The 24,629-nt window shown below is 67.8% G+C and carries 22 protein-coding genes; 12 read left to right on the forward strand and 10 right to left on the reverse strand.

Annotated features, from left to right (window positions below; translation table 11 throughout):
- Window positions 1-9: 9 nt before the first annotated feature.
- Complete coding sequence (locus AB0K73_RS11310; protein ID WP_360512508.1) at window positions 10-408, reverse strand: DUF2304 domain-containing protein; 399 nt, start codon at window positions 406-408, stop codon at window positions 10-12.
- Entirely contained in the window at window positions 405-1,139 is a 735-nt protein-coding gene (locus tag AB0K73_RS11315) for a glycosyltransferase family 2 protein (protein WP_360512506.1), read from the reverse strand. The genes AB0K73_RS11310 and AB0K73_RS11315 overlap by 4 nt, the downstream gene beginning before the upstream one ends.
- A gap of 130 nt (window positions 1,140-1,269) precedes the next feature.
- Between AB0K73_RS11315 and gmd the strand changes: the two genes are divergently transcribed.
- The 4 genes from gmd to AB0K73_RS11335 are packed head-to-tail and all read left to right on the forward strand — an operon-like array spanning window position 1,270 to window position 5,839.
- Entirely contained in the window at window positions 1,270-2,301 is a 1,032-nt protein-coding gene (gene gmd, locus AB0K73_RS11320) for a GDP-mannose 4,6-dehydratase (protein WP_360512504.1), read from the forward strand.
- Window positions 2,302-2,335: 34 nt separating this feature from the next.
- Entirely contained in the window at window positions 2,336-4,177 is a 1,842-nt protein-coding gene (locus AB0K73_RS11325; RefSeq protein ID WP_360512502.1) for an ABC transporter ATP-binding protein, read from the forward strand.
- Window positions 4,178-4,235: 58 nt separating this feature from the next.
- Complete coding sequence (locus AB0K73_RS11330; protein WP_360512500.1) at window positions 4,236-5,342, forward strand: DegT/DnrJ/EryC1/StrS family aminotransferase; 1,107 nt, start codon at window positions 4,236-4,238, stop codon at window positions 5,340-5,342.
- A gap of 26 nt (window positions 5,343-5,368) precedes the next feature.
- Window positions 5,369-5,839, forward strand: coding sequence for an FdtA/QdtA family cupin domain-containing protein (locus AB0K73_RS11335; protein ID WP_360512498.1), 471 nt, complete (start codon window positions 5,369-5,371; stop codon window positions 5,837-5,839).
- Here the strand turns inward: AB0K73_RS11335 and AB0K73_RS11340 are convergent.
- Window positions 5,804-6,832 (reverse strand): hypothetical protein, encoded by a 1,029-nt coding sequence (locus tag AB0K73_RS11340; RefSeq protein ID WP_360512496.1) that lies wholly within the window; start codon window positions 6,830-6,832, stop codon window positions 5,804-5,806. The genes AB0K73_RS11335 and AB0K73_RS11340 overlap by 36 nt on opposite strands.
- On the reverse strand, window positions 6,829-7,263 hold the full coding sequence (locus tag AB0K73_RS11345; RefSeq protein WP_360512494.1) for an acyltransferase: 435 nt from the start codon (window positions 7,261-7,263) through the stop codon (window positions 6,829-6,831). The genes AB0K73_RS11340 and AB0K73_RS11345 overlap by 4 nt, the downstream gene beginning before the upstream one ends.
- A 97-nt stretch (window positions 7,264-7,360) precedes the next feature.
- On the opposite strand from AB0K73_RS11345, the gene AB0K73_RS11350 reads away from it, so the two are divergent.
- From AB0K73_RS11350 to AB0K73_RS11365, 4 genes are read left to right on the forward strand one after another with little or no spacing between them, the layout of a single operon-like run.
- Window positions 7,361-8,326, forward strand: a complete 966-nt coding sequence (locus AB0K73_RS11350; RefSeq protein ID WP_360512492.1) for an NAD-dependent epimerase/dehydratase family protein — start codon at window positions 7,361-7,363, stop codon at window positions 8,324-8,326.
- Complete coding sequence (locus AB0K73_RS11355; RefSeq protein WP_364775257.1) at window positions 8,323-9,441, forward strand: DegT/DnrJ/EryC1/StrS family aminotransferase; 1,119 nt, start codon at window positions 8,323-8,325, stop codon at window positions 9,439-9,441. The genes AB0K73_RS11350 and AB0K73_RS11355 overlap by 4 nt, the downstream gene beginning before the upstream one ends.
- Window positions 9,442-9,482: 41 nt before the next feature.
- On the forward strand, window positions 9,483-11,366 hold the full coding sequence (gene asnB / locus AB0K73_RS11360; RefSeq protein WP_360512488.1) for an asparagine synthase (glutamine-hydrolyzing): 1,884 nt from the start codon (window positions 9,483-9,485) through the stop codon (window positions 11,364-11,366).
- Entirely contained in the window at window positions 11,363-12,547 is a 1,185-nt protein-coding gene (locus AB0K73_RS11365; protein ID WP_360512486.1) for a hypothetical protein, read from the forward strand. Before asnB ends, AB0K73_RS11365 begins: the two co-directional genes overlap by 4 nt.
- 21 nt (window positions 12,548-12,568) lie before the next feature.
- Here AB0K73_RS11365 and wecB read toward each other — a convergent pair whose 3' ends face one another.
- Window positions 12,569-13,642 (reverse strand): UDP-N-acetylglucosamine 2-epimerase (non-hydrolyzing), encoded by a 1,074-nt coding sequence (wecB, locus tag AB0K73_RS11370; protein WP_360512484.1) that lies wholly within the window; start codon window positions 13,640-13,642, stop codon window positions 12,569-12,571.
- A complete protein-coding gene (locus AB0K73_RS11375; protein ID WP_360512482.1) occupies window positions 13,639-14,841 on the reverse strand; it encodes a glycosyltransferase in 1,203 nt (400 codons plus the stop codon). Before AB0K73_RS11375 ends, wecB begins: the two co-directional genes overlap by 4 nt.
- A 137-nt stretch (window positions 14,842-14,978) precedes the next feature.
- Here AB0K73_RS11375 and AB0K73_RS11380 point away from each other — a divergent pair, with 137 nt between their 5' ends.
- From AB0K73_RS11380 to AB0K73_RS11395, 4 genes are all read left to right on the forward strand, one after another.
- A complete protein-coding gene (locus tag AB0K73_RS11380; protein WP_360512480.1) occupies window positions 14,979-16,286 on the forward strand; it encodes a hypothetical protein in 1,308 nt (435 codons plus the stop codon).
- Window positions 16,287-16,296: 10 nt separating this feature from the next.
- Window positions 16,297-17,079, forward strand: a complete 783-nt coding sequence (locus tag AB0K73_RS11385) for a class I SAM-dependent methyltransferase (protein ID WP_360512478.1) — start codon at window positions 16,297-16,299, stop codon at window positions 17,077-17,079.
- Between the two features lie 196 nt (window positions 17,080-17,275).
- Entirely contained in the window at window positions 17,276-18,418 is a 1,143-nt protein-coding gene (locus AB0K73_RS11390) for a glycosyltransferase (protein ID WP_360512476.1), read from the forward strand.
- 56 nt (window positions 18,419-18,474) lie between these two features.
- A complete protein-coding gene (locus tag AB0K73_RS11395; protein ID WP_360512474.1) occupies window positions 18,475-20,571 on the forward strand; it encodes an acyltransferase family protein in 2,097 nt (698 codons plus the stop codon).
- 25 nt (window positions 20,572-20,596) lie between these two features.
- Here AB0K73_RS11395 and AB0K73_RS11400 read toward each other — a convergent pair whose 3' ends face one another.
- Genes AB0K73_RS11400 through AB0K73_RS11415 form a run of 4 tightly spaced genes read right to left on the reverse strand, consistent with a single transcriptional unit; the run spans window position 20,597 to window position 24,601 of the window.
- A complete protein-coding gene (locus tag AB0K73_RS11400) occupies window positions 20,597-21,913 on the reverse strand; it encodes a nucleotide sugar dehydrogenase (protein ID WP_360512472.1) in 1,317 nt (438 codons plus the stop codon).
- 22 nt (window positions 21,914-21,935) lie between these two features.
- Complete coding sequence (locus AB0K73_RS11405; protein ID WP_360512470.1) at window positions 21,936-22,916, reverse strand: Gfo/Idh/MocA family oxidoreductase; 981 nt, start codon at window positions 22,914-22,916, stop codon at window positions 21,936-21,938.
- Window positions 22,916-23,992, reverse strand: coding sequence for a DegT/DnrJ/EryC1/StrS family aminotransferase (locus tag AB0K73_RS11410; protein WP_360512468.1), 1,077 nt, complete (start codon window positions 23,990-23,992; stop codon window positions 22,916-22,918). The genes AB0K73_RS11405 and AB0K73_RS11410 overlap by 1 nt, the downstream gene beginning before the upstream one ends.
- The gene (locus AB0K73_RS11415; RefSeq protein ID WP_360513012.1) at window positions 23,993-24,601 is read right to left on the reverse strand and encodes an acyltransferase; all 609 of its coding nucleotides are present in this window, start codon (window positions 24,599-24,601) and stop codon (window positions 23,993-23,995) included.
- Window positions 24,602-24,629 lie beyond the last annotated feature (28 nt).

Genomic DNA, 24,629 nt, shown 5'->3' on the forward strand with positions numbered 1-24,629 from the left:
CGGCTCCCGTTACCGGACGTCGCCGCTCGACGGGTTCGTCGGTACACCGGGCGTGCCGGCCTCCACCTCTCGGAGCCGGAGGTCGAGCAGCACGAGCTGCTCCGCGAGCGCCCGGTTCTCGCTCTCGAGTTCGGTGAGCTCCGCGCTGTGCTGCAGGCAGACGAAGAAGAGCAGCACCAGGCTCACGAAGAAGACGAGGTTCGTCGGGATCTCGATTCCGACCAGATCCGACGCCCAGCGCAGCGTCTGCGGGAAGATCCCGATGACGAGTGCCAGCACGCCGGCGAGGAGCCACCAGACGGCATGCCGCTCGCGGAGCCGTCGGCGACGCAGCATCTCGATCACCACACCGAGCACGAACAGGGCCGCGACGATGCCGAAGATGTACTGGGTCAGCGGAAGGTTCACCGTGCGATCCTCTCGGGGATGTCGACACGAGGCCGAAGGAAGGCGAACGCGACCGCCATGCCCACCCGTGCGAGGAATACGGCCGCCTTGAACGGGTTGTGCGACGGTGTGCCCCCGGTGCGCGGACGCATCGAGGCGGGCACCTGGCGGATGACGCATCCGGACCGGGCGGCGATCACGAGCGATTCGATGGTGTCACCGAGGTATTCGGCGGGGTAGTGCTCGGCGAACAGGCGCACGGCCCGGGGGCCGGACGCGCGGAACCCGCTCGTCGTATCGGTCAGCTTGACGCGTGCGGTGCGGCTCAGCATCGCCGCGAGCGCCGTCATCGCCCAGCGACGCGGCCCGCGCGCGTCGTAGTGGCCGCCGCCGGCGAAGCGGGCACCGATGACGACGTCTGCACTCGACAGCTCGTCGAGCAGTGACGGGATGTCGGCCGGGTCGTGCTGGCCGTCGGCGTCGACCTGCACGACCGACGTGTAGCCGTTCGCCAGCGCATACTTGAACCCCAGCCGCATGGCGCCGCCCACCCCGAGGTTGTAGGGGAGTTCCGCAACGAGGGCACCGGCCTCGCGGGCGACGAACGAGGTGGCGTCCGACGAACCGTCGTTCACGACCAGGCAGGCGACGCCCGGGATCTTCTCGTACAGTTCCTGCACGACGTGACCGACGGACGCCTCTTCGTTGTATGCGGGCATGACGATCAGCGTGTGTTGGAGATCAGCCGGCATGGCCTGAATCCTACAAGACCCCACTGGGGGTGCCCCGGCCGCACGGGGTCGCGCTCAGGCACGCTGCGCTAGGCTCGACTGCGGCGAAACGGGGGATCGGACGCCGAGAAGACTCTGGAGGCTGCAGCACATGACCGAGAACGCGCCGAAGCGCGCCCTGATCACCGGGATCACCGGGCAGGACGGGAGCTACCTCGCCGAACTGCTGCTCTCGAAGGGCTACGAGGTGCACGGGATCATCCGTCGTGCCTCCACCTTCAACACGGTGCGGATCGACCACCTCTACAACGACCCGCACGTCGCCGGCACCCGGCTGTTCCTCCACTACGGCGATCTGAGCGATGGGTCGCGGTTGGTCACGCTGCTCGATTCCGTGCGCCCCCACGAGGTCTACCACCTCGCCGCCCAGTCGCACGTGCGCGTGAGTTTCGACGAGCCGGAGTACACCGGGAACTCGACCGGCCTCGGCACCATCCGGATCCTCGAGGCGATCCGCATGATCGGCCTCGACTGCCGCTTCTACCAGGCTTCGAGTTCCGAGATGTTCGGCGCCACCCCGCCGCCGCAGCGCGAGGACACGCCGTTCTATCCCCGTTCCCCGTACGGCGCGGCGAAGCTCTACGCCTACTGGGTCACGCGGAACTACCGCGAGGGCTACGGCATGTTCGCGGTCAACGGCATCCTCTTCAACCACGAATCGCCTCGTCGCGGTGAGACGTTCGTGACCCGGAAGATCACCCGAGCCGTCGCGCGCATCAGGGCGGGGGTGCAGTCGGAGCTGTTCATGGGCAACCTCGACGCCGTTCGCGATTGGGGCTATGCACCCGAGTACGTCGAGGCGATGTGGCGGATGCTGCAGCACGACGAGCCGACGGACTACGTCGTCTCCACCGGGACGGCTTACACCGTGCGGGACTTCCTGCAGTTCTCGTTCGAGCGCGTCGGGCTCGACTGGCAGGATTACGTGCGCTTCGACGAGCGCTACCTGCGCCCGACCGAGGTGGACGCGCTGGTGGGCGATTCGTCGCGCGCCGCGGAGCTGCTCGGCTGGACTCCTCGGGTGATGACCCCGCAGCTGGCCCAGATCATGGTCGACGCCGACATCGCCGCCCTCGAGGCGAGCGGCACGCCGTGGATCGACGTCGCCGTCAACGCCGAATGATCGTCGTCGTCGTCGACGGAGCGATGGTGCGCCGATGATCGCCGCCGTCCGCATCTCGTTCCGGTTCATGACCGTCCGGGAACGCGTGACCTATCTCGCGCTCCTCATCGCGCGCACCCTCTCGGGGCTGCTCGACGTCGTCGGGGTCTTCCTGATCGGTCTGATCGCCAGCCTCGGCACGACGATCGTCAGCGATGCCGGATCGAGCGCGGAACCCATGCAGGTCGGTTCGATCCAGTTGCCCGCGATCGGCCTCGACGAGGTACCGGTCCTCGCCGCGATCGTGCTCGTGGTCTTCGTCGGCAAGTCCGTGCTCGCCGTGCTGCTGTCCCGCAAGCTGGCCTTCTTCGTCGCCTCCATCGAGGCGCGGAACGCGCTCATCATCGCCGAGCACCTCATGTACGGATCGCTCGACGACATCCGGCGGCACTCGAAGGCGGAGTTCCAGTTCGCGGTCGTCGGCTCCACGACGGCGGCCTTCGGGGGGCTCCTCAACACCTTCGCGATCATCGTGAGCGAGAGCTTCCTGCTGCTCCTCATCTCGGTGTCGTTCCTCGTCGTCGACCCCATCGCCGCGATCTTCGCACTGGTCTACTTCGCCGGAATCGGAGTCCTGATCCAGAGTTTCATGGGGCGGTCGCTCAAACGAGCCGGTGAAGCCGTCGCCCAGGGAACGGTCGACACGACCAACATCATCAGCGATTCGCTCGACACGTTCCGGGAGGTGTCGGTGATGGCGAAGCAGCCGTTCTTCCTGCGGAAGCTGTCGGATGCGCGCAACCAGGTCGCCGCGAGCGGTGCCACGGCCGCATTCATGTCCGGCCTGCCCCGCTACATCATCGAGACCGCGCTCATCGTCGGCGTGGTGGCGCTGGTCGCCCAGCAGTTCGTCACGAACGGACTCGCCGAGGGCGTCGTCGTGATCGGCGTGTTCCTGACGGGCGGGATGCGCATCATGGCGTCGCTGCTTCCCCTGCAGAACTCGGTGGCACTCGTGCGTCTGTACACCGGGCAGGCGACCCTGGCGCACTCCCTGCTGTCCGACTACCATGCCTCGCACGTGAACCCGGCACCGATACCGGAGCATTCGAGCGACGAGATCCCGACGCCCGGCCGGGGCCTGTCGGTACGGATCGACGGCGCATGCTTCGCGTATCCGGGCGATACCCGGCGCGCACTCGACGACGTCTCGATCGAGGCGGCCAGTGGCCGGTTCGTCGCCATCATCGGACCATCGGGCTCCGGGAAGACCACGCTCGTCGACCTGCTCCTCGGCCTCCTCACCCCCGACAGCGGCGATGTGCGGATCGGAGACAGCCGACCGCTCGATCTCAGGGTGAGCTCGCCGGGCGTGGTCTCATACGTTCCGCAGCGGCCCGGAATGGTGGCCGGCACGATCGCGGAGAACATCGCACTCGGCGTCGACGCCGAGCGCATCGATCGAGAGCGGCTCCAGGAGGTGATCGATGCGGCCTTCCTCGCCGATTTCATCGAGTCGCTCCCCGAGGGTGCCGAGACCTCGGTCGGAAAGCAGTCCAACTCCCTCAGCGGCGGCCAGATCCAGCGCATCGGCCTCGCACGGGCGCTCTACACGCGGCCTCGACTGCTGATCATGGACGAGGCGACGAGCGCGCTCGACGCCGGCTCCGAGGCATTCATCAGCGAGAGCCTGGCGCGCCTGCACGGTCAGGTCACCGTCATCGTGATCGCCCACCGCCTGTCGACGGTGCAGCACGCCGATCACGTGTACCTGATGGACAACGGAAGGGTCGTGGCCCAGGGGACCTTCAAGCACCTCATGCGCAACAACCCGATGGTCGCCGAGTACGTCAGACTGATGTCGTTCGACGACCAGAAGGACGAGGCCCAATCGTGAGGTCGACATCCAACGGCTCCGCCCGTCGCGGAGTCCGCCACGCGAAGGCGGCAACCACGTGAATCACCCCGTCAACGTCCCATTCAACGACCTGTCACGTACCGCGCCCGAGTTGCGAGCGCAGCTCGCGGCCGCGATCGACGACGTCGTGTCGAGCGGCTGGTACGTCATGGGCCCGCAGCACGACACACTGCAGGTGGAACTCGCCGAGTACGTGGGCACCGCCCACGCGGTCCTCGTAGGCAACGGTACGGACGCCCTCGAACTGGCGCTCTCGGCCGTCGGGGTGGTGCCCGGCGACACCGTGCTCACGGTCGCGAACGCCGGAGCGTACTCGAGCGTCGCCGCGCGCCTGCTCGGCGCCGAGCCCGTGTTCGCCGACGTCGATCCCACGACGCTCCTGATGAGCCACGCCACCTTCGAAGACGCCGTCGACCGGCTGTCGCGGCCCCCTCGAGCCGTGGTGGTCACGCACCTCTACGGCGCGCTCGCGCCGATCGAATCGATCGTCCGGGCCGCGCACGATCGCGGCATCGCCGTGGTGGAGGACTGCGCCCAGTCGTTCGGCGCCACGATCGAGGGGCGCCGAGGCGGCACGTTCGGCGACGCCGCCACGGTCAGCTTCTATCCGACGAAGAACCTCGGAGCACTCGGAGACGGAGGTGCGGTGATCACCGACCGCGAGGACGTCGCGGAGTCCGTGCGTCGCATGCGGCAGTACGGATGGGTGGGGAAGTACGACATCGCGGTCCCTCACGGCAGGAACAGTCGGATGGATGAGATGCAGGCGGCGATCCTCCGGGTGAAGCTCCCGTACCTGGACCGGTGGAACGAACGACGCCGAGAGATCCACCGGGCCTACGAACGGGTCGAGCATCCCGGCTTCTCCCTGCTGAACCGGGCATCGGAGTCCTTCATCGCCCACCTCGGCGTGATCCGCACGTCCGACCGGGCGGCGGCGCAGCAGTCGCTGTCGGCGTCGGGCGTCGGAAGCGACGTGCACTATCCGATCCCCGACCACCGGCAGCGATACCCGGGCGGCTACGACGGGCCGCCGCTGCCGGTCACGGAAGCCGCGGCAGCCGAGGTGCTCTCGGTGCCGATCTTCCCCGAGATGCGCGACGACGAGATCGACCGAGTGCGCCGTGCACTGGAGCAGCTGTGACGGGACGTCCCGCCTGGCCGGGCCTCGTGGACCTGCACGAGGTCGTCGACGCACGCGGCGCCCTGGTCATCGCCGAGACGTCTCGCCAGCTACCGTTCGCGGTCGAACGGGTGTTCTTCATCTCGGACGTGCCAGAGGGCGAGCCCCGCGGCATCCATGCGCACCGGGAGTGCCACCAGTTCCTGATCTGCCTTCGCGGGAGCGTGAAGGCCATGGTGGACGACGGCGACCGCAGGGAGGTCGTCAGACTGGACCGACGGTCGGTTGGGTTGTACATGCCGCCGCTCACCTGGGGTACGCAGTACGACTACTCGCCGGATGCCGTACTGGCCGTTCTGGCGTCGCACCCGTACGACGCGGACGATTACATCCACGACTACGAGGAGTTCCTCGCTCTCGCCGCACCGCGGTCCCGAGTAACCGCCCTCCCGGTGCCCGGGAGCGACGTCGCCGGCCGGGACTCAGCCGGGCCGACGAGAACGAATGGCGTTGCCTGAGAGGATCGAGCCGAGGTCGAGCAGTCCGCGGGCGACGTTGAACGCCAGGCCGCGGAGTCCCTTTCCGCGCCGCGCGACGACGGGGGTGATCTTCGAGGCCAACACCGCATCCCAGTGGTCCAGCCGTTCGAGGTACGGCACGTAGACGTCCCGTCGCAGCACCCGTCGCATCGGGCTCCGATACACGAGCTGGCTCGTCACGAACCACCGGCCGCGGCGCTTGATCCCATGGAAGTGGAAGAACACCAGCGGGTCGGCGTGGTCGACGACGACGGTGCCATCCGAAGACCTGGAGAGGACGTGGCGACCGGTGTTCCACGGTGCGACGTCGAAACCGGCATCCGGGAGCACGACGACGCCGGCGAAGCGCGAGGGGAACTCGTCCAGGTAGCCCTGGTCGGCGTACCGTCCCTCGCTGGGCGTGTCGAAGCACCATTCGATGCACCGTTCCGACCACCAGTCGACGCACTCGAAGCCCGCCGCGTCCGCTCGGATCCCGACCCAGCCCACGTTGAAGCGTCCGTACTTCCCGAGCCGGCGCGCGAGTCGCGGGGGGTAGCGATGCTCGATGATCCCGACCGACCCCTCCCCGAGACGGCGGTGCACCAGCAGCGGATCGGCGAAGAAGCCGAGGTCGGCGTCGAGATACGTGACCACGGTTCTGGTATCACCTTGCGCGCGCATCACATGCCGCAGCAGCAACGGCGTGCACGTGAACACGTACTCCATACGAGAGCGGCCCGACCGGACGTCGAGCAGCCGGGGTTCGGATGCCTCGAGGTCGGCGATCGCGAGGGTGTGGATCGACGGGTCGTCCAGCCCGTCGAGGAACTCGCGGCTCGCGTCGTCGAGGCACATGACCCAGACGTCGGCGTCGTCTCCGAACGCCCGAAGGCCCTCGATGAGCGTGAGCCCGCGGGAGAGATAGCCGCTGTCGAAATACGTCGCGTAGGCGTGCGGAATCCGCTCGCCCACGGACGACGAGGACGTCATTCCGCCTCCGCAAGCCGCGAGGCACCGCCGGGGATCACGCGAGCAGGAACCCCGACGACCAGGCTGTAGGGAGGGATCTTCGTGTGCTCCTTCACGACCGCACCGGCACCGATCACGCTGTGGTGGCCCACCGTCGTCCCCATCAGCACGACGGCGTTGGCACCGATGTAGACGTTGTTCCCGATCTCGGTGGCCGCTCGTTCGATGTCTCGGCGTCGACCCGAGATGCATCGCGCGACCGTGGAGTGCGAGTAGATGTGGACCCCCGAGGAGATGTCGCAATCGGGTCCGATGCTCAGTCCGCCGCTCCCGTCGATCACCGTGAACGCGCCGATCCACACCCCCGTCCCGATGGTCGGCTCCCCGACGATCCAGGCGTGCGGGTTGTAGGGGTTCGGAGGGAATCCGTGGTTGAAAGGTACGTCTGTCACTCGCTGCCCAGCGGTCAGGTTCCGGCGATCGGAAGATTGATACGATTGCACGGCGCGCGTCCGGCGCGCCCACATAACTCTACGCAGGGGAATCCGAATGTCAGTCAAGTCCAAGTCGGTCCTCGTCACCGGTGGAGCCGGGTTCATCGGCAGCCACCTCGTAGATCGGCTCATACTTGACGACCCGGAGAAGGTCGTCGTCGTCGACAACTTCTTCCTCGGTGAGAACCACAACCTCGACGACGCGCGCGGGGCCCGGTCGGATCTCGAGGTGATCCGGCTCGACGCATCCGATCTCGCCGCCATGCAGGACGTGGTCACCACCCACGAGATCGACACCGTCTTCGACCTCGCAGTCGTGCCCCTGCCGACCTCCCTCACGTACCCGGCGTGGACGGTGCAGACGAACATCGGCATCGCGACCACCTTCTGCGAGATCGCGCGTCGCGGCCTGATCGAGCGACTCGTGCACTTCTCGAGCTCGGAGGCGTACGGCTCGGCGCGCTACGTGCCCATGGACGAGGGACATCCGCACGACGCGATCACGCCGTACGCCGCCAGCAAGTCGGCGGAGGACCACATCATCTCCTCGTACGTGAAGACGTTCGGCATCGACGCCACGGTCGTGCGACCGTTCAACAACATCGGACCGCGCCAGAATCCCGGTTCGTACGCCGGCATCGTGCCGATCGTCATCAAGCGGGTCCTCGCCGGCGAACCGGTGGAGATCCATGGCGACGGAGAGCAGACCCGCGATCTGACGTGGGTCCGCGACACGGCCGACATGGCCGTGCGCATCCACGCCTCCCCAGATTGCCGTGGCCAGGTGCTGAATGTGGCCACCGGCCGCGAGACCTCGATGAACGAGCTCGTCTCGCGGCTCCTCTCGGTGCTCGGCAAGCCCGATCACCCGGTCGTGCACACCGACCCGAGGCCGGGCGACGTCCGTCGCCACCTCGCCGACGTCACCAGGCTGACCGGATTGCTCGGCTCGCAGCCCAAGGTGCTGACCGACGACGAGCTCGCGGAGACCGTCGAGTGGTACCTGAAGGTCCTCGCGTGAGGCTCAATGTCCCGCTGCTAGACAGAGACGAGGCGGAGGCGGTGGAGCGCGTCCTCGAGTCCGGATTCCTGACCCAGGGCCCGCGGGCCGCCGAATTCGAGTCCCTGGTCGCCTCCCAGGTCGGCACGTCGCACGCCTTCGCGGTGAGTTCCGCGACGACGGGGCTCCACCTCACCCTCGACGCCCTCGGCGTTCGCGCCGGCGACGAGGTCGTCATCCCCGACTTCAGCTTCCCGGCGACGGCCAACGCGGTCGTACAGCTCGGCGCGGTCCCGGTCTTCGTCGACATCGACATCGAGACGTTCAACATGGATCCCGCGCTGGTCGAGGCGGCGGTCACCGAACGCACGAAGGCGATCATGCCGGTGCACGCATTCGGGCTGACGGCGGACATGGAACCGATCAATGCCATCGCGGACCGGCTCGGCCTGCCGGTCCTCGAGGATGCTGCGTGCGCGCTGACCGCCACCTACCACGGACGACAGGCAGGCTCCCTGGCCACCGCCGGGGTGTTCTCGTTCCATCCTCGGAAGATCATCACGACGGGGGAGGGCGGGATGATCACCACCAACGACGGCGCTCTCGCCGATCGGCTCCGCGTGCTGCGCACGCACGGTGCCGTCCGGGGCGAGTTGTACATGGACTTCATCGACGCCGGCTACAACTACCGGCTGAGCGACGTGCATGCCGCGATCGGAATCGCGCAGATGGGCAAGCTCCACACGATCTTCGAGGCGCGGCAGCGACTGGCCGCGGAACTCGGAAGTCTGCTCGCGGACGTGGCGAGCGTGCGTGCTCCCATCGTTCCCGATGGCTACACGCACAGCTTCCAATCGTACGTCGTGCTGCTCGATGACGACATCGACCGCGATCGCGTGATCGTCGAGATGAAGCGGCGCGACATCGAGACGACGCTGGGCACGTATTCCATGCACCTCCAGCCCTATTTCCGCGGTCGGTTCTCGATCGACGACGAGGCCCTGCCGCACGCGACTCGTGCACACCGACAGGCGCTGACGCTCCCGCTGTACCCGCAGCTGCGGACCGCCGACCTCGAGCTCATCGTCGAGCGCCTCGTCGAAGCCATCGCGGCATCCGGGGCGCGCTCGAGCTGAAGCGCGACCGAACGGCAACCAACACCGAGGGGACGACGGGCATGTGCGGAATCGCCGGCGGCTGGGAACGGAGCCCGTCCGCAGCATTCGAGCCGCGGCTCCACGCGAGCCTCGATCAGATCAGGCATCGAGGTCCTGACGATCGTGGGGCGGTGATGTCCGACCACGGCGATCGTGGGGTGGTTCGACTCGGGTCGACTCGTCTCGCCGTCCTCGACCTGTCCTCTGCGGGCCACATGCCCATGGTCTCGGATGACGATCGGTTCGTCCTCGCCTACAACGGCGAGGTCACCAACTACCTCGAACTGCGGCGGGAGCTCATCGATCTCGGCCACGTGTTCCGTTCGGGCACCGACACCGAGGTGCTCCTCGCGGCGTGGCGGGAGTGGGGCCGGGCATCCCTCGGGCGGTTCGAGGGCATGTTCGCGTTCGCGATCCTCGACAAGCAGGCGGAGACGCTCACCCTCGTGCGCGATGCCTTCGGTATCAAGCCGCTGTACTTCACGGTCGAGGATGGCCGGCACCTCTACTACGGCAGCGAGGTCCCTGCCCTCATGACCGTCATGCCGACGTCGCCCCGGCTCGATTGGCAGACCGCGTACGACTACGTCCGCTGGGGTGTCTACGACGGCGGCGTGGACACGTTCGTCGAGGGCATCCGCCAGCTCCTTCCGGCTCACCTCGTCGAACTCGACCTCCGATCGGGGCGGATCGGTCCGCAGACGCGCTACTGGTGGCCCGAGATCGCGACCGATGAGTCGATCACGTTCACCGAGGCCGTGGACGGCGTGCGTCAGCTCTTCCTCGACAGCGTCAGCCGGAACCTGCGCAGCGACGTCCCGGTGGGTGTCGCACTGTCGGGCGGTGTCGACTCCTCGGCGATCGCCTGCTCGATCAGGCAGCTCGAGCCCGACTATCCGATCCGGACGTTCAGTTTCGTCTCACCTGGCTTCGCGCAATCGGAACACGAGTGGATCGATCTCGTCAACGGCGCGATCGGCGCGCAGCCGCACCACGTCCAGCCCGCCGCGACGGACCTCGGCGACGACCTCGACGACCTCATCCGCACACAGGGCGAACCGTTCCGTTCCACGAGCATCTATGCCCAGTACCGGGTGTTCCGACTGGCCAGGGAACACGGCGTGGTGGTGACGCTCGACGGGCAGGGCGCCGACGAACTCCTCGCCGGGTACGACGGCTATCCGGTGCAACGACTTCACAGCCTGCTCGATCGGGGTCGCCTTCCCGCGGCATCCGCATTCGCTCGTTCGTGGTCAGCGTCGGTCGATGGTGCCTCGGCGCCCGCACTGCTCGCCGCCGCGGCGGCCCGCACCGTGCCGGGCGGCATCCGATCGATGGCCGGACGGATGAGCCGGCCCGGATCGCCGATCCTCGATCAGGACGCGCTCACGAAGCGGGGGGTGCGCGTCGATTTCCCGCGGATCGATGAGCGAGCCGTCCGTGGCATCCGGGTGAAGAGCCAACTCCGGAACGACCTCCTCCTGCGCGGCCTCGGGTCACTGCTGCGCCACGGCGACCGGAATTCGATGCGGTTCTCCGTCGAGAGCAGAGTCCCGTTCCTGGACCGTGCGCTCACCGAGTTCACGTTCCGCCTGCCGGAACGGTTCTTCGTGACGGACGACGGCGTCACCAAGAACCTCCTGCGCAGCGCCATGCGCGGGGTGGTCCCCGACGCCGTCCTGGACCGGCGAGACAAGATCGGCTTCGTGACACCCGAGGCCGAGTGGTTGCAGGAACTCCGCGGCGACGAGCTCGTCTCCGCGAACATCGGATTCCTCGATGCCACGGCCTCACGCGACTGGCACACGATGTCGGAGACGGCGCTCGGCCTCGGTGCGGGCGGCCAGTGGCGGCTCCTGAATCTCGCACGCTGGGTGCGGGTGTTCGACGTCGACGCCCGATGATGCGCGCGGGGTGGGTCGAGCGCATCGCCTTCGCGGTGCAGCGCGTGCTCCTCGTGGTGAGCCACGCGGTGCATCGGACGACCCGCCGCGACATCACCTGGGTCGTCGGTCCCGACGAGCTCGCCTCGATGGTCGGGAACATCGCGGACGCCGTGCCCGGGTCGTACTCGGTGTCCCTCTCGCCCCATCGGTTCTACCCGCGCACGTACGATCGGCTCCTGTCGTCGGCCGGCGGTCCGCGCATCGCCTCCCTGCGGCGTCTCATCGCGGGACCCTGGATCCTCGGCGCCCTGTCCAGGAGGGCGGGCGGCGTCGTGTACGTCGGGGCGGTCGGGTTCCTGGTGTCCTCGGTCGACGACCGTGAGTTCGAGTTCGCGTTCCTCAGGAGACACGGCGTGAAGATCGCGTGCTACTTCACCGGGGACGACATCCGAGCGCCGAGACTGATGCACGAGCTCGAGCAGGTCTACGGACGTCCGAACCTGAGCACGGTGGTGGGAACCCTCGATCCGTTGTTCGAGAGTGATGAGTACGACGCGCTGAAACGCCGCATCGGAGCGATCGCCGACCGTTTCGCCGATGTCATCTTCACGGCACCGGTCGACCAGCGGGGATACCTCACGTCCGACGTGCGCGCCTTCCGCTACTTCTATCCCGACGACCGTTTCCGCCTGGACCTCGAGAAGTACGTCCGTCCGGAGCGGCTGGTCCTCGTGCACGCTCCCTCGGCACCAGTCCTCAAGGGCACGCAGTTCGTCAGGGAGGCGATCGAACGCCTTCGCAGCGAGGGCTACGACTTCGAGTACCACGAGTTCACGGATGTCTCGAACGACGAGGTGCGGCAGGTGCTCTCACGTGCTCACCTCGTGCTGAACCAGTTCTATGCGTACCTTCCCGGCGTGTTCGGCATCGAGGCGCTCGCATCCAGCTGCGTCATGCTGTGCAGCGCGGACGAGCGTATCGAGCCGCTCATCCTCGGACCAGGGGCGAATGACGCGTGGGTCGTCACCGGACCCGATGAGGTCTACGAGCACACCCGGACGCTGCTCGAGCACCCGGAGTCGCTTGCGGAGCAGGCGCGGCGGGGATTCGAGTGGGCGATGCGCTACGCATCCGCATCCGCTTCCGCCGAGTACGTCGTCACGGCGCTCGACGAGGTGCTTCGCCGTCCCGCGTCCTGATCCGCTGCGGAGCGGGCGCATTCAGACGGGATCGGACTCGTGCGTCGCCATCGCGGCGACCGTTCGGACGGCCGCGTCCCCTCGGCCGAACGGAGCCGAATCGCCGTCGAACCGTGCCTGCCGAACGTGCTCGTCGAGATCCGTGTGCAGTTCGGGGTCGATGACGTTCCAACGGTCGACGAGTGTCTCGGGCCATTCGGTCTCGGTGCGCACGGTGATGCATGGGGTCCGGAGGAGGAACGCCTCCTTCTGCAGACCACCCGAGTCGGTGACGACGCATCGCGCGCGGAGGATGGCGTAGACCATCTGGGAATACGCGAGCGAGGCGATCGGCGTGAGGTTCGCCCGTTCGAGCGGGAGATCGAATTCCTCGGCCCGCGCGATCAGCCGTGGGTGCGCCACGAGCGTCACCTGGGATCCGAGCGCATCCAGTCGGTCGAGGATCAGGCCGAGACGGCGGGGGTCGTCGGTGTTCTCGGCCCGATGGATCGTGGCGAGCACGCTTCCGCGCTCTGCCGACCACTCGACGGGCATCGTGGGGGCCGACGCGAGCACGCGATCGCGGACCGTGAAGCAGACGTCGGTCATGACATCGCCGACGTCGACCGAGCGGCCCGACAGCCCCTCCTCCGCGAGGTGGCGCATCGCCGTGCCGGTGGGGGCGAGAAGGAGGTCGGCGACGTGGTCGGTCACGATCCGGTTGTGCTCCTCCGGCATCCTACGATTGCCCGACCGTAGGCCGGCTTCCAGGTGCGCGATCGGCAGGAACATCTTCACCGCGGTGAGCGCCGCGGCAACGGTGGAGTTCGTGTCCCCGTACACGAGTACCCAGTCGGGTGCCGCCTCCTCGAACACTCGTTCCAAGCCGACCATCATGGCTGCCGTCTGCTGCGCGTGAGTGGCCGAGCCGATGGCCAGGTTCACGTCGGGCGCGGGGATCCGGAGGTCGGCGAACAGGGCGTCGCTGAGTTCGGGCGCGTAGTGCTGTCCGGTGTGGACGATGATGTGGTCGTGTCCGGCTTCCCGCAGCGCCCGGTCGACGGGCGCGAGCTTGATGAACTGCGGACGAGCACCGACCACGCTCAACACCTTCATCGCCGTACCTCCCCGGTGACCTCGCGCAGGAAGACCGCACCCTCGACGTCGGAGTTCAGGTCGTGCGCACAGGCATCGGCGGCACGTTTGGCGGCGTCGATTCGGTCGACGGTCGTCTCGTTCAACGTCCGTGCGAGGTCGGCGGCCGTCCAGCCGTCGACGATGATCCCATTGCCGTACCGGCGCACGATCGCCTCCATGCTCGGACTGCCGCCGATGACCACGCCGATGCGTCCCTGCACGGCTTCGAAGAACTTGTTCGGGAACGAGTGGAGGAAGTTCGGGCTCGTCGGTGGGTAGAAGATGACCTCGAGGTCGAACGCGTTGAGTTTCGCAGGAACGTCCGCCATCGGGACGGGGTCGTGAAACTCGACGCGATCGCCCAGGTCACGCGTGAGCTCTCGCAGCCGCGCGCGACCGTCGGCCGAACCGGTGAGCATGAGGTTGAGGTGGTACCGCTCGTCGAGCAAGCGCACCGCATCGATGAGCAGGTCCAGCCCGCGCGCCATCTCCGCATTCCCGTGGTAGACCAACTCGATCCGTTCGGGGTCGACCGCCCGGGGCGCGAGCTCGACATAACCGGGACTGTTCCGCACGATCGACGGCCGGTCGATGCCGAAATCCGCGGCGTAGAGGTCCGCGATACCGTCGGCGACGGTGGATCGGGAAGTGATGGCGGGCGACCCGATCATCGCCGTGGTCCACCGATGGTAGCCGCCCATGAGTGCGCGCGTCGCGAACGGGGTCTCGGGGGACGGCGCCCAGCGGTGGTACTCGTGCACGTCGAGATGGATACGGGCGCCGGGGTCGTCGCTGACAAGCGCCGGTCCGTGGGCGAGTGCCCAGGGGAGCAGGTCGATGTCGTTCACAAGCACGAGGTCGTACGGTCCCGACCCGCGGACACCACGACGAGGTCGCAGCTGGGCGGGAATCCGGCTTCCGAGGAGCACGTCGAAACGGGTCGGCTTCGGGAGCAGGGCGTGCACGACTCCGCGAATCAGCGAGGAGGTGAGGAGACGAGGCAGCTCCGTCATCGGGAAGTGGTGCCGGACGTCGGGGCGCGGCGTCGGCCCGAGCCCGAGCGTGTCGACCTGCCATCCAGCTCCGACCAGCCAGTCGATCTGTCGTACCACCCGAGGGTCGGTCGCGAGGTTGGAGTAGCAGACGACCAGCGCGGCCTTCGTGGGGCGGTCGTTCAAGTCGCTGTGCTCCTCAGTTCGAATGGCGACGATCCGGCCGCGGCGCGGACGCGATCGTCTACTAACTTACTTGCCCAGAGGGGTGGTCGATGTCGAGCGCTGCGGACACCGACCCTCGGATGCCACAGGATGGAGTCATGACCACGCGGAGCCGTACGCCGAGAGTATTCCTCGGAACCCAGGAGATCTCAGGCTACTACGGCGGCCTCGAGGCCGGTCTCCTCGCGATCGGCGTCGGGGCCAGGCTGGTCACCACGCACCCGCACCCGTTCGGATACACCCAAGCCCGCGCCAACCCCCGGCCGGCGGCATGGGCTTCGCGTGCCGTGCTCCTGCACCGCCGTTCGTCGGGAGTGGTCCGCGTGCTCGCGGCCGCCGCGTACGTCGCCGCCTCCATCCTGCTCCTGCTCTGGTCCCTGCCGAGGTTCGATGTCTTCGTGTTCGGCTGGGGGATCAGCATCCTCCCCGGGAACGTCGACATCCCCGTGCTCCGCCTGTTCCGGAAGCAGGTGATCTCGGTGCTGGGACATGGATCGGAAGCTCGCCCTCCGTACATGTCCACTCCGCCTGCCGAACTGCCGTTGTCGCAGACGGACCTGAGGGCGCTGCGTGATGCGACGGCGGCAACCGCGAGGAAGGTACGACGTCTCGAGCGCTGGTCGACCCGTGCCGTCGGACTGACGACCACGGCGCAGTTCTTCCGCCGCCCCTTCGTGGACTTCTACCGACTCGGCCTTCCCACCACGCAGCGCGAACGCGACGGCATCCCGCGAGAGTCCGTCGACAGCGAGCTCGTGGTGGTTCACGTACCGAGCAACCCGGCGGTCAAGGGGACGGTGTTCATCCGGTCGTGCATGGAACGGATCATGGCCGCGAATCCGAATGTCCGCTACGTCGAGGTCAGCAATCGTCCGCACGCCGAGGTCCTCGAGGCGTTGGCCTCGGCCACGCTCGTCGTCGACCAGCTCTGGTCCGACATCCCGATGGCGGTGGTCGGCACGGAGGCGGCGAGCCTCGGCACGGCGACCGTGATCTCGGGTTACGCGTGGCCGGAGTGGCACTCCCGTTGGACGAGCGAGGACCTACCGCCCACGATCCTCTCGACACCCGACACCCTGCAGTCCGACATCGAGGGCGCACTCGCCGACCCCGAATCGACCCGTACCGTCGGAGCAGCTGCCAGCGCATTCGTCGCGACGAGATGGAGCCCCGAGACCGTGGCACGGAACTACCTACGGCTCATGGTGGACGACGTCCCGCCGGAATGGGTCGTCGACCCGGCGGGATGTCGATACGGTTGGGGAGTCGGCGTCGGGCGGGATCGTGTCGAGTCCATGGTGGCGGCACTGGTCGACGCATACGGCGTGGGCAGCCTCCACTGGCCCGCCGCTGTGGACGTATACGACCTCGGCCGAGCGCCCGCCCCGCTCCCGCCTCACCGATGAAGGGATCAGTATGTCGCTGACGTCGGTCCTCGTGTACATCGCCTCCCAAGTCACGCCGCGCCTCTCGAGCCGAGTCCTCGCATCGGCCGGATACACCACCGATCTGGATCGCTTCGGTGGCCCCGACTCCTTCCGCATCTGGGATCGATCGACCGCCGAGCGCCAGCAGACCGCGTGGCAGCCGATCATCGCCGCCGCCGCAGCCGGCCATCCGCGAGCGGACGTCCAGGCGATGTTCGACGCGCTCGAGACGCCGCCCGCCGCACGGGCCACCGCGCTCCTCGAAGTCGGCTGCGGTGGAGGGCACAACTCCGAGATGATCGCGATGCGCCGTCCCGGCCTCGCCTACACGGGTGTCGACATCTCGGAGTCGATGGTGGAGGTCGCGCGGCAGGCCTACCCAGACCGCGACATCCGCGTCGGGTCCGCCTATTCGCTCGAGTTCGGTGACGCCAGTTTCGATGTCGTGTTCGACGGCGTCGCACTGATCCACATGGACCGCTGGAAGCGGTCCATCGCCGAGTACTCCCGGGTCGCGGCATCCGCCGTGATCCTGCACGGGCTCACGCTGACGGATGCCGCACCCACGACGCTCTTCGCCAAGTACGCCTACGGGCAGCCCACCCGGGAACTGGTGCTCGCCCGCGATGAGCTCCTCGCGGAGTGCCGTGCCAACGGCCTCGAGCTCACCACCGTGCTACCGGGACTCGACTACGACCTGAAGCGGTATCTCGGAATCCCGTCCACCTCGGAGACCTGGGTGCTCACCCACGTGACCCCTCCGACGGAGTGACCCGTCCGCGGCCGCTGGTCAGGGCGATGCGCGAGCCGGTCGACTCGTGCGATTACGATCGAGGGATGACCATCGCGCCTTCGTCTCCCCACGCGTTGCGTTCCCCCGGCGCCGCTCTGCCATCTTCGAAGGATCTGGCCCCCCGCCATCCGATGCAGGTGGGCGACTGAGTGGCCGACATGGTGAGGTCGCGGCGATGAGCCGCTCCATCTTCCTCGTCGACACCTTCTACTACGCGGTACTCGAGTCTCTCGGGCTCGACAAGGTGCTGGTGTCGACGGACTACGAACGCCGCCTCGAGGAAGCCCTCGGGTTCGGGTTCGGCACGGGCGGAGCGTACGTGCGGAACCTGCGGGACCTGGGGTGGGACGCCCGCATCGCCGTCGCGAACTCGCTCGCCCTGCAGGATCTCTGGGCAAGATCTCACCGCGCCTCCTCACCGATTCCGCTCGCATGGCGGTACGGTCCGCACCTGTCCCGGCTTCCTGTGGCACGGAACCTGCTCCACAAGTTCCCGCATCTCCACTCGGTACTGCTGGATCAGATCGTCGACGCCAAGCCCGACGTGGTGATGGTCCAGGACCTCAACCTCGTTCCACCAGGGCTCGCCCGGGCCGTCCGCGCGCACACGCGGTTGCTCGTGGGGGAGATCGCGTCGCCCCTCCCACCGAAGCGATTCCTCACCTCGTACGACCTGATCGTCTCCGCCCTGCCGTCCATCGTCGAGACCGCTCGCGCGTGGGGGATCCCCAGCAGGTACATCCCGCTCGCATTCGATGACCGCTGGGAGGCGCCCACCCCTGCCTCCGAACGTGAGATCGATGCCATCTTCGTGGGCAGCTTCTCGCGCCTGCAGCCGGCCACCGCGCCGCTCTTGCGCGAGGTCGCCGCGGCGGTCCCCGGACTGCAGATCTACGGTCCGGCAGCGCCCGGCGTGCTCGCTGACGCCGGACTGGACGCCCACTACCGCGGTGAGGCATGGGGGCGCGACATGTTCCACCTGCTCGCTCGCAGCAAGATGGTGATCAACCGGCACGGGTCGGTCGCCGGCCCGTACGCCGTCAACATGAGGATGTTCGAGACGACCGGTAGCGGAGCGGCGCTGATCACGGAGGAGAAGAGCAATCTGGGCGAGTTGTTCGACGTCGGCACGGAAGTGCTGAGCTATCGCAGTCCGGATGTCGCGGCGCAGCTCGCTGCGGGTCTGCTCGCCGACCCGGTGCGTCTGGACGCGATCGCCGCGGCCGGCCAGCGACGTACACTCGCCGAGCACACGTACCGACACCGGGCGGAGCTCCTCACGCAGACCATCGACGACGCGGAGGCCGGGCGCCTGTGACCTCTGACACCGGTTCGAGCCCGGTGATCGACGCGGGCCGGTCCTGGAGCGCGCCGATGCCCGACTCACGCGCGCGCTTCATCCGACCGGAGATCCAGGCGCTGCGGGCCGCAGCCGTCATGGTCGTCGTCCTCTTCCACCTCTGGCCCGAGGTGCTCACGGGCGGTTTCGTCGGCGTCGACGTCTTCTTCGTCATCTCGGGTTTCCTCATCACCGACCATCTCCTCCGCGAGGTCGATCGGAGCGGGCGGATCGCGCTGCCGAAATTCTGGGCCCGGCGCGCGCGGCGGCTCCTTCCGGCGTCGCTCCTCGTACTCCTCGTCTCGGCGATCGGTGTGCTCATCTGGGTGCCTCAGGTCTTCTGGATGCAGTTCTTCCGGGAGGCGGTCGCGTCGGCGTTGTACGTCGAGAACTGGGTGCTCGCCGCCGACTCCGTCGATTACCTCGCAGCGAACAACGTGGCGACTGCCGCCCAGCACTACTGGTCGCTCTCGGTCGAGGAGCAGTTCTACCTCGTCTGGCCGCTGCTGATCCTTGCAGGCGTCTGGATCGCTGCGCGGACCGAACGCATCGGCCGTCGGCCTGCGATCGTGCTCATGCTCGGACTGGTGACCGCGACCAGTCTCGCCTACTCCGTGATCGCCACGTCGACGAGCCCTGCGAGTGCGTACTTCGTAACCCCGACCCGAGCGTGGGAGTTCGGCCTCGGCGGCCTGCTCGCGTGCCTCCCGGCCCTTGCCGGCGGCGGCCTCGTCACCATCCGTATCGTCGCGGCATGGATCGGCTGGGCGGCGATCGTCTTCGCCTCGGTGACGTACTCGTCGGCCACACCCTTCCCGGGATCCGCCGCGCTCGTTCCTGTCCTCGGGACCGCGGCCGTGATCTGGGCAGGCGCGCCCGACCGATGGTGGGCCCCGACGCGTCTCGTCGGACTGCGACCCGTGCAGTGGATCGGTGACGTCTCGTACTCGATGTACCTCTGGCACTGGCCACTCGTCGTCATCGCCCCGTACGTCATCGGGCAGGCGCAGCTGTCGATCGTCGTGAAGGCGCCGCTGCTCCTGCTCACGATCGTGCTCGCGTGGTTCACGAAGCGGTGGGTGGAGGACCCGGTTCGGAGCGGCAGGTTGCTCTCCGCCCGGAAGCCGCGCTGGACGTTGCTCGCGGCCATGGGGGGGATGGCGCTCGTCGTCGTCCCGTCGCTCTTCGCGGGCGTGGCGCTGCAGGAACGTGTCGCCCAAGACGATCGTGAGCGCGTGGCGCTCGCGTCGGTGCCGTGCTTCGGGGCGGCATCCCTGGATCCCGCGCTGGATTGCTCCGATGCCGAGTTCGACGTCATCAGTCCCGACCCCGCGCTCGCCCCGCAGGACAGCCCCGGCATCTACTTCACGGATCCGCCGTGCTTCGCCGAGGACTCTGGGGTCCGCAGTTGCGCCTTCGGCCAGCCCGACTCGACGGTGAGGGTGGCCCTGATCGGCGATTCACATGCCGCCCAGTGGCAGCCCGCGCTGCTTGGGATCGCTGAGCGGCACGATTGGTCGCTCGACCTGTATCTCAAGACGAACTGTGCGTTCACCGCTGCCGAGCGCGGAGTCGCGTACGATTCCTGTGCGGATTGGTCGGACGAGCTCGAGAGCGTGCTGGCCGACGAGGAGCCGTACGATCTCGTGCTCACGAGCTTCTTCGCCGATAACCTCGGACTCGAGGTGGATGCCGGGATCCTCTCCGAGGAGGAGGCGATGGAGGGGTTCGCCCAGGTGTGGGAGCCCCTCATCGACCGCGGCAGCACCATCGTGGCGATCACCGACACCCCCCACATGCGCCAGGAGACGACGGTCTGCGTCGCCACGGCGAAGGGTTCCTTCGACTCGTGCGCGGTCCCGCGCGACGAGGCGTTCGAACGCAAGGACCTCCAGGCCGCCGCGGCGGCGACGACCCCCGGCGCCGTCCGTTTGGACATGTCGGATCGAATCTGCACGTCCATGGTCTGTGAAGCCGTGGTCGGCGGCGTCGCGCTCTACACCGACCCCTACCATCTCACCGAGACGTACGCGCGAACCCTGAGTCCGTACCTCGAGCGGGATCTCGCGTCGGTGCTCGACGAGTCGGGCTCGGACGCGGCGGTCGTCGCCGGGCTGACGTCGACCGGGTGACCCCGGCCTCGACGTCAGGCCGGAATCAGAGACGGACCCCGGAGGAGGTCTCGGCGATCGCGCCGAGCACGTACGTGGGGATCGCGTCCCGCAAGTCCGCGCTCGCAATGCCCCGTCCGTCGATGATCGTGCGCGCGCCCGGGATGTGCTCGGGGAGGACACGACGGTACTCGTCGTGATTGGCCTGGATGATCACCGCATCGATCGTCTGCCCGAACTCGTAGTCGGCGAAGCCGAGGGCCTCGATCTCCGACTTCGTGTACATCGGGTCGTTCACGAGTGGCGTCGCGCCCGCGGCCGTGAGCGCGGCGACGACGTCGTACACCCCCGAGAAGGCCGTCTCCTTCACCCCGCCGCGGTACGCCGCTCCGAGCACCGCCACACGCTGGCCGTGGAGGCTGCCGTGCTTCTCCTCCAGAAGTGAGACGGCGTACTGCGGCATTGCGCGATTCGCCGCCCGGGCGGCCCGGACGATGGTGGCCTCTGGGTCGTTCCACAGGTACATCTGCGGGTAGATGGGAATGCAGTGCCCGCCCACGGCGATTCCGGGCGAATGGATGTGACTGAAGAACTGGCTGTTGCACGCCTCGATCACGGCATACACGTCGATGCCCCTGGTGTCCGCGAATCGCGCGAACTGGTTGGCGAGACCGATGTTGACGTCACGGTACGTCGTCTCGGCGAGTTTGGCGAGTTCGCTCGCCTCGGAGGTGCCGAGGTTCCAGACGCCGTTCGGGCGGGGAAGGTCTGGGCGTGCGTCGAAATCGAGCACGGATTCGTAGAAGTCGATGCCGGCAGCGGTGCTGGTTTCGGTGATGCCTCCGACGAGTTTCGGATACTTGCGGAGGTCTTCGAACACGCGGCCGGTGAGCACGCGTTCGGGGCTGAACACGACGTGGAAGTCACGGTCGGCCTCCAGGCCCGAGAACGACTCGAGCGCGGGCGTGAACCGATCCCGCGTCGTGCCCACGGGCAGTGTCGTCTCGTACGACACGAGCGTGCCCGTGCGCAGGCCACGCCCGATGCGCTCGGTCGCATTGTCCATCCACGCGAAGTCGGGCACGCCCTCCCGATCGACGAACAGCGGCACCACGACCACGACCGCGTCGCTCTGCGCGACGGCCGCGGTGGTGTCGAGTGTGGCCTCGAGGAGGCCTCTGCCGACGACGTCGGCGAGTCGGGTGTCCAGTTCAACCTCGCCCGGGAAGGGCTCCGTTCCGGCATTGATGAGCTCGACCGTGCGCTGGTTCACGTCGGCCCCATACACGGTGTGGCCCTTGCTGGCGAACTGGACGGCCAGCGGGAGCCCGATCTTGCCCATTCCGACGACGGTGATCTTCATCTCGATTTGCCTGCTTCTGCGTTTAGGGCTGGAGCTTGTGGTTGAGTCCGTCAGCGACGAACTGCTCGGCGATCTCGACGACCTTCGTGCCCTCGGCGAGGGTGACGATGCCGGAGGTTTCGCCGGAGAGGACGGCGTCGCGGAACGCCTCGTGTTCCGTCCTCAGCGGCTCCCGCTTGTTCAGCGCGAACCGGACCACGTCGCCCTCGGACACGCCGCGAAAGGACGATACTCCGTCCCACGAGTTCTGGGCGACCCCGTTCTGGAAGTACGTCAGGTCCGCCGTGAGCGTGTCGGCGACGAGGGCGCCGTTCTCACCGGTCACGACGGTGGTGCGCTCCTTGAACGGACTCAGCCAATTGACGGTGTGGGTGGCGATCGTGCCGCTGCTGAGGGTCGCGACGGCGATCACGAGGTCCTCGTGCAGGCGCCCGCTGCGGTGCGCGGTGCGCGCATTCACCGTGACGTAGTCCTGCTGGCTCACCCATGCCGTGAGGTCGATGTCGTGGGTCGCGAGATCCTTGACGACCCCGACGTCGGCGATCCGGCCGGGGAACGGGCCTTGCCTGCGGGTCGCGATCTGGTAGATCTCGCCCAGCAGCCCGTCTTCGAGCCGCTGCCGCATCGACTGCAGCGCGGGATTGAACCGCTCGATGTGGCCGACGCCACCGATGAGGCCGGCCGCGCTGAAGACCCGCTCGAGTTCTCTCGCGGAATCCGAGTCGGAGGCGACCGGCTTCTCGATCAGCGCATGGACTCCGCGTTCCGCCAGAGTACGGCCGAGATCGAGGTGATAGACGGTCGGGGCGGCCACGACGCAGTAGTCGAGACCGAGATCGAGGAAGGCCTCGAGCTCCTTGATGACGTCCCGACCCTCGATCGTGGAGGGTACGGCGGGTGCAGGGTCGTACACGCCTGCGAACTCGACCCCTTCGAGCGAGGCGAGCACCCTGCTGTGGTGCCGGCCCATCACGCCGAGCCCGAGTACTCCGGCGCGGAGCATCAGGAACCCGCCTCGGCCACGGCGTTGACAACCGAGACGATCGTCTCGAGGTCTCCGTCGCTGAGGGCCGGATGCACGGGGAGCGAGAGGCACTGGGCGGCCACACGGGTCGTGACGGGCAGATCGAGCGACCGCCCGAACGACGGTAGCTCGTGGATGGGGGTCGGATAGTACACGCCGCTGCCGACGCCACGCGCCGCGAGTTCCGCAGCGAACGCGTCGCGATCGGTGTCGACCACGCGCACGGTGTACTGGTGGAAGACGTGCGTGCGCCCGGCGGCGGTCGGGGGCGTCACGACGCCGCGCAGGTTCTCGCTGAGGAACGCGGCGTTCCGCTGTCGCTGCTGGGTCCATCCGGCGAGCTTCGTGAGCTGGACTCGACCGATCGCGGCGTGCAGGTCGGTCATCCGCGTGTTGAAGCCGATGATCTCGTTGGCGTAGCGCTTCTCCATGCCCTGATTGCGGAGCAGGCGGACGTGGCGTGCGATCTCCTCCGACGCGGTGGTGACCATGCCTCCTTCGCCGCTCGTCATGTTCTTGGTCGGATAGAACGAGAACGACGCGGCGGCGCTCCACGCGCCGACGGGAGTGCCGTCGATCGACGCGGCGTGCGCTTGTGCGGCGTCCTCGAAGAGGATCAGCCCGTGCCGCTCCGCGATGCGCGTGAATTCCGGCATGTCCGCCGGGTGACCATACAGGTGCACCGGCATGATCGCCCGGGTCTTCGGCGTGATCAGCGATTCGACCGACGCGGGATCGAGGCAGAAGTGGTCCTCCTCGACGTCGGCGAACACGGGAGTGGCCCCGGCGAGGGCCACCGCGTTCGCGGTCGCGGCGAAACTGAACGATGGCACGATGACCTCGTCGCCGGCACCGACACCGGCCGCGATGAACGCCATGTGCAGCGCTGACGTGCCGGAGTTCACCGCGATGCTGTGGCGGCCTGCGACCAGGGCCGAGAACTCGGACTCGAAGGCGGCCACTTCGGGGCCCTGAGCCAGCATGCCGCTGCGCATGACGCGGTCGACGGCCTCGCGCTCCTCGTCCCCGATGATGGGTCTTGCTGCGGGAATCATCTACTTCTCCACCTCGATGAGCGTGTCAACACCGGTCTGTTCGTACATCTCCCCGGTCTCGGGGCAGCGCCAACGTCCGTCCGCCTGCCGCTCAAGCGGGCGCCCGGCACGCCCCACCCAGGCCACACGGCGGGCTGGGTTGCCGACAACGACTGCGAAGTCGGGGACATCCTTGACCACGACCGAGCCGGAGCCCACGAGCGCCCACCGCCCGATGGTGACGGGAGCGATGCACACGCTGGCCGCACCGATCGACGCGCCGGTCAGCGCACGAACGCCGACGGCCGACCAATCCGATGCGGACTTGAGCGATCCGTCGGGATTCACCGCGCGTGGGTACTGGTCATTGGTGAACACGGCGGACGGGCCGACGAAGACGCCATCCTCGAGCACGGCGGGCTCGTACACGAGGGCGTAGTTCTGAACCTTGCAGTTGTCGCCGAGTCGCACGCCGGTTCCGATGTACGCGCCTCGACCGATCACGCACCCTTCGCCGAGCACGGCCTCTTCACGTACCTGGGCGTAGTGCCAGACCTTCGAACTCGATGGGATCGACGCGGATTCTGCGACGTCGGCCGTTGCGTGGATATGGTCGACACGCGAGTTCATCCAGTCTCCGATATTCAGGTCTGCGGTA

Source organism: Agromyces sp. NPDC052230 (assembly GCF_040679595.1).
Lineage (GTDB): Bacteria > Actinomycetota > Actinomycetes > Actinomycetales > Microbacteriaceae > Agromyces.

What these genes read in the sequence shown, in the direction of transcription:
- AB0K73_RS11390 (WP_360512476.1), top strand. Translation starts at nt 17,276, where the DNA reads ATGAGCCGCTCCATCTTCCTCGTCGACACCTTCTACTACGCGGTACTC.
- AB0K73_RS11340 (WP_360512496.1), bottom strand. Translation starts at nt 6,832, where the DNA reads ATGACGTCCTCGTCGTCCGTGGGCGAGCGGATTCCGCACGCCTACGCG.
- AB0K73_RS11380 (WP_360512480.1), top strand. Translation starts at nt 14,979, where the DNA reads ATGACCACGCGGAGCCGTACGCCGAGAGTATTCCTCGGAACCCAGGAG.
- AB0K73_RS11350 (WP_360512492.1), top strand. Translation starts at nt 7,361, where the DNA reads ATGTCAGTCAAGTCCAAGTCGGTCCTCGTCACCGGTGGAGCCGGGTTC.
- AB0K73_RS11415 (WP_360513012.1), bottom strand. Translation starts at nt 24,601, where the DNA reads ATGAACTCGCGTGTCGACCATATCCACGCAACGGCCGACGTCGCAGAA.
- AB0K73_RS11410 (WP_360512468.1), bottom strand. Translation starts at nt 23,992, where the DNA reads ATGATTCCCGCAGCAAGACCCATCATCGGGGACGAGGAGCGCGAGGCC.
- gmd (WP_360512504.1), top strand. Translation starts at nt 1,270, where the DNA reads ATGACCGAGAACGCGCCGAAGCGCGCCCTGATCACCGGGATCACCGGG.
- AB0K73_RS11405 (WP_360512470.1), bottom strand. Translation starts at nt 22,916, where the DNA reads ATGCTCCGCGCCGGAGTACTCGGGCTCGGCGTGATGGGCCGGCACCAC.
- AB0K73_RS11400 (WP_360512472.1), bottom strand. Translation starts at nt 21,913, where the DNA reads ATGAAGATCACCGTCGTCGGAATGGGCAAGATCGGGCTCCCGCTGGCC.
- AB0K73_RS11385 (WP_360512478.1), top strand. Translation starts at nt 16,297, where the DNA reads ATGTCGCTGACGTCGGTCCTCGTGTACATCGCCTCCCAAGTCACGCCG.
- wecB (WP_360512484.1), bottom strand. Translation starts at nt 13,642, where the DNA reads ATGAAGGTGTTGAGCGTGGTCGGTGCTCGTCCGCAGTTCATCAAGCTC.
- AB0K73_RS11315 (WP_360512506.1), bottom strand. Translation starts at nt 1,139, where the DNA reads ATGCCGGCTGATCTCCAACACACGCTGATCGTCATGCCCGCATACAAC.
- asnB (WP_360512488.1), top strand. Translation starts at nt 9,483, where the DNA reads ATGTGCGGAATCGCCGGCGGCTGGGAACGGAGCCCGTCCGCAGCATTC.
- AB0K73_RS11325 (WP_360512502.1), top strand. Translation starts at nt 2,336, where the DNA reads ATGATCGCCGCCGTCCGCATCTCGTTCCGGTTCATGACCGTCCGGGAA.
- AB0K73_RS11365 (WP_360512486.1), top strand. Translation starts at nt 11,363, where the DNA reads ATGATGCGCGCGGGGTGGGTCGAGCGCATCGCCTTCGCGGTGCAGCGC.
- AB0K73_RS11395 (WP_360512474.1), top strand. Translation starts at nt 18,475, where the DNA reads ATGCCCGACTCACGCGCGCGCTTCATCCGACCGGAGATCCAGGCGCTG.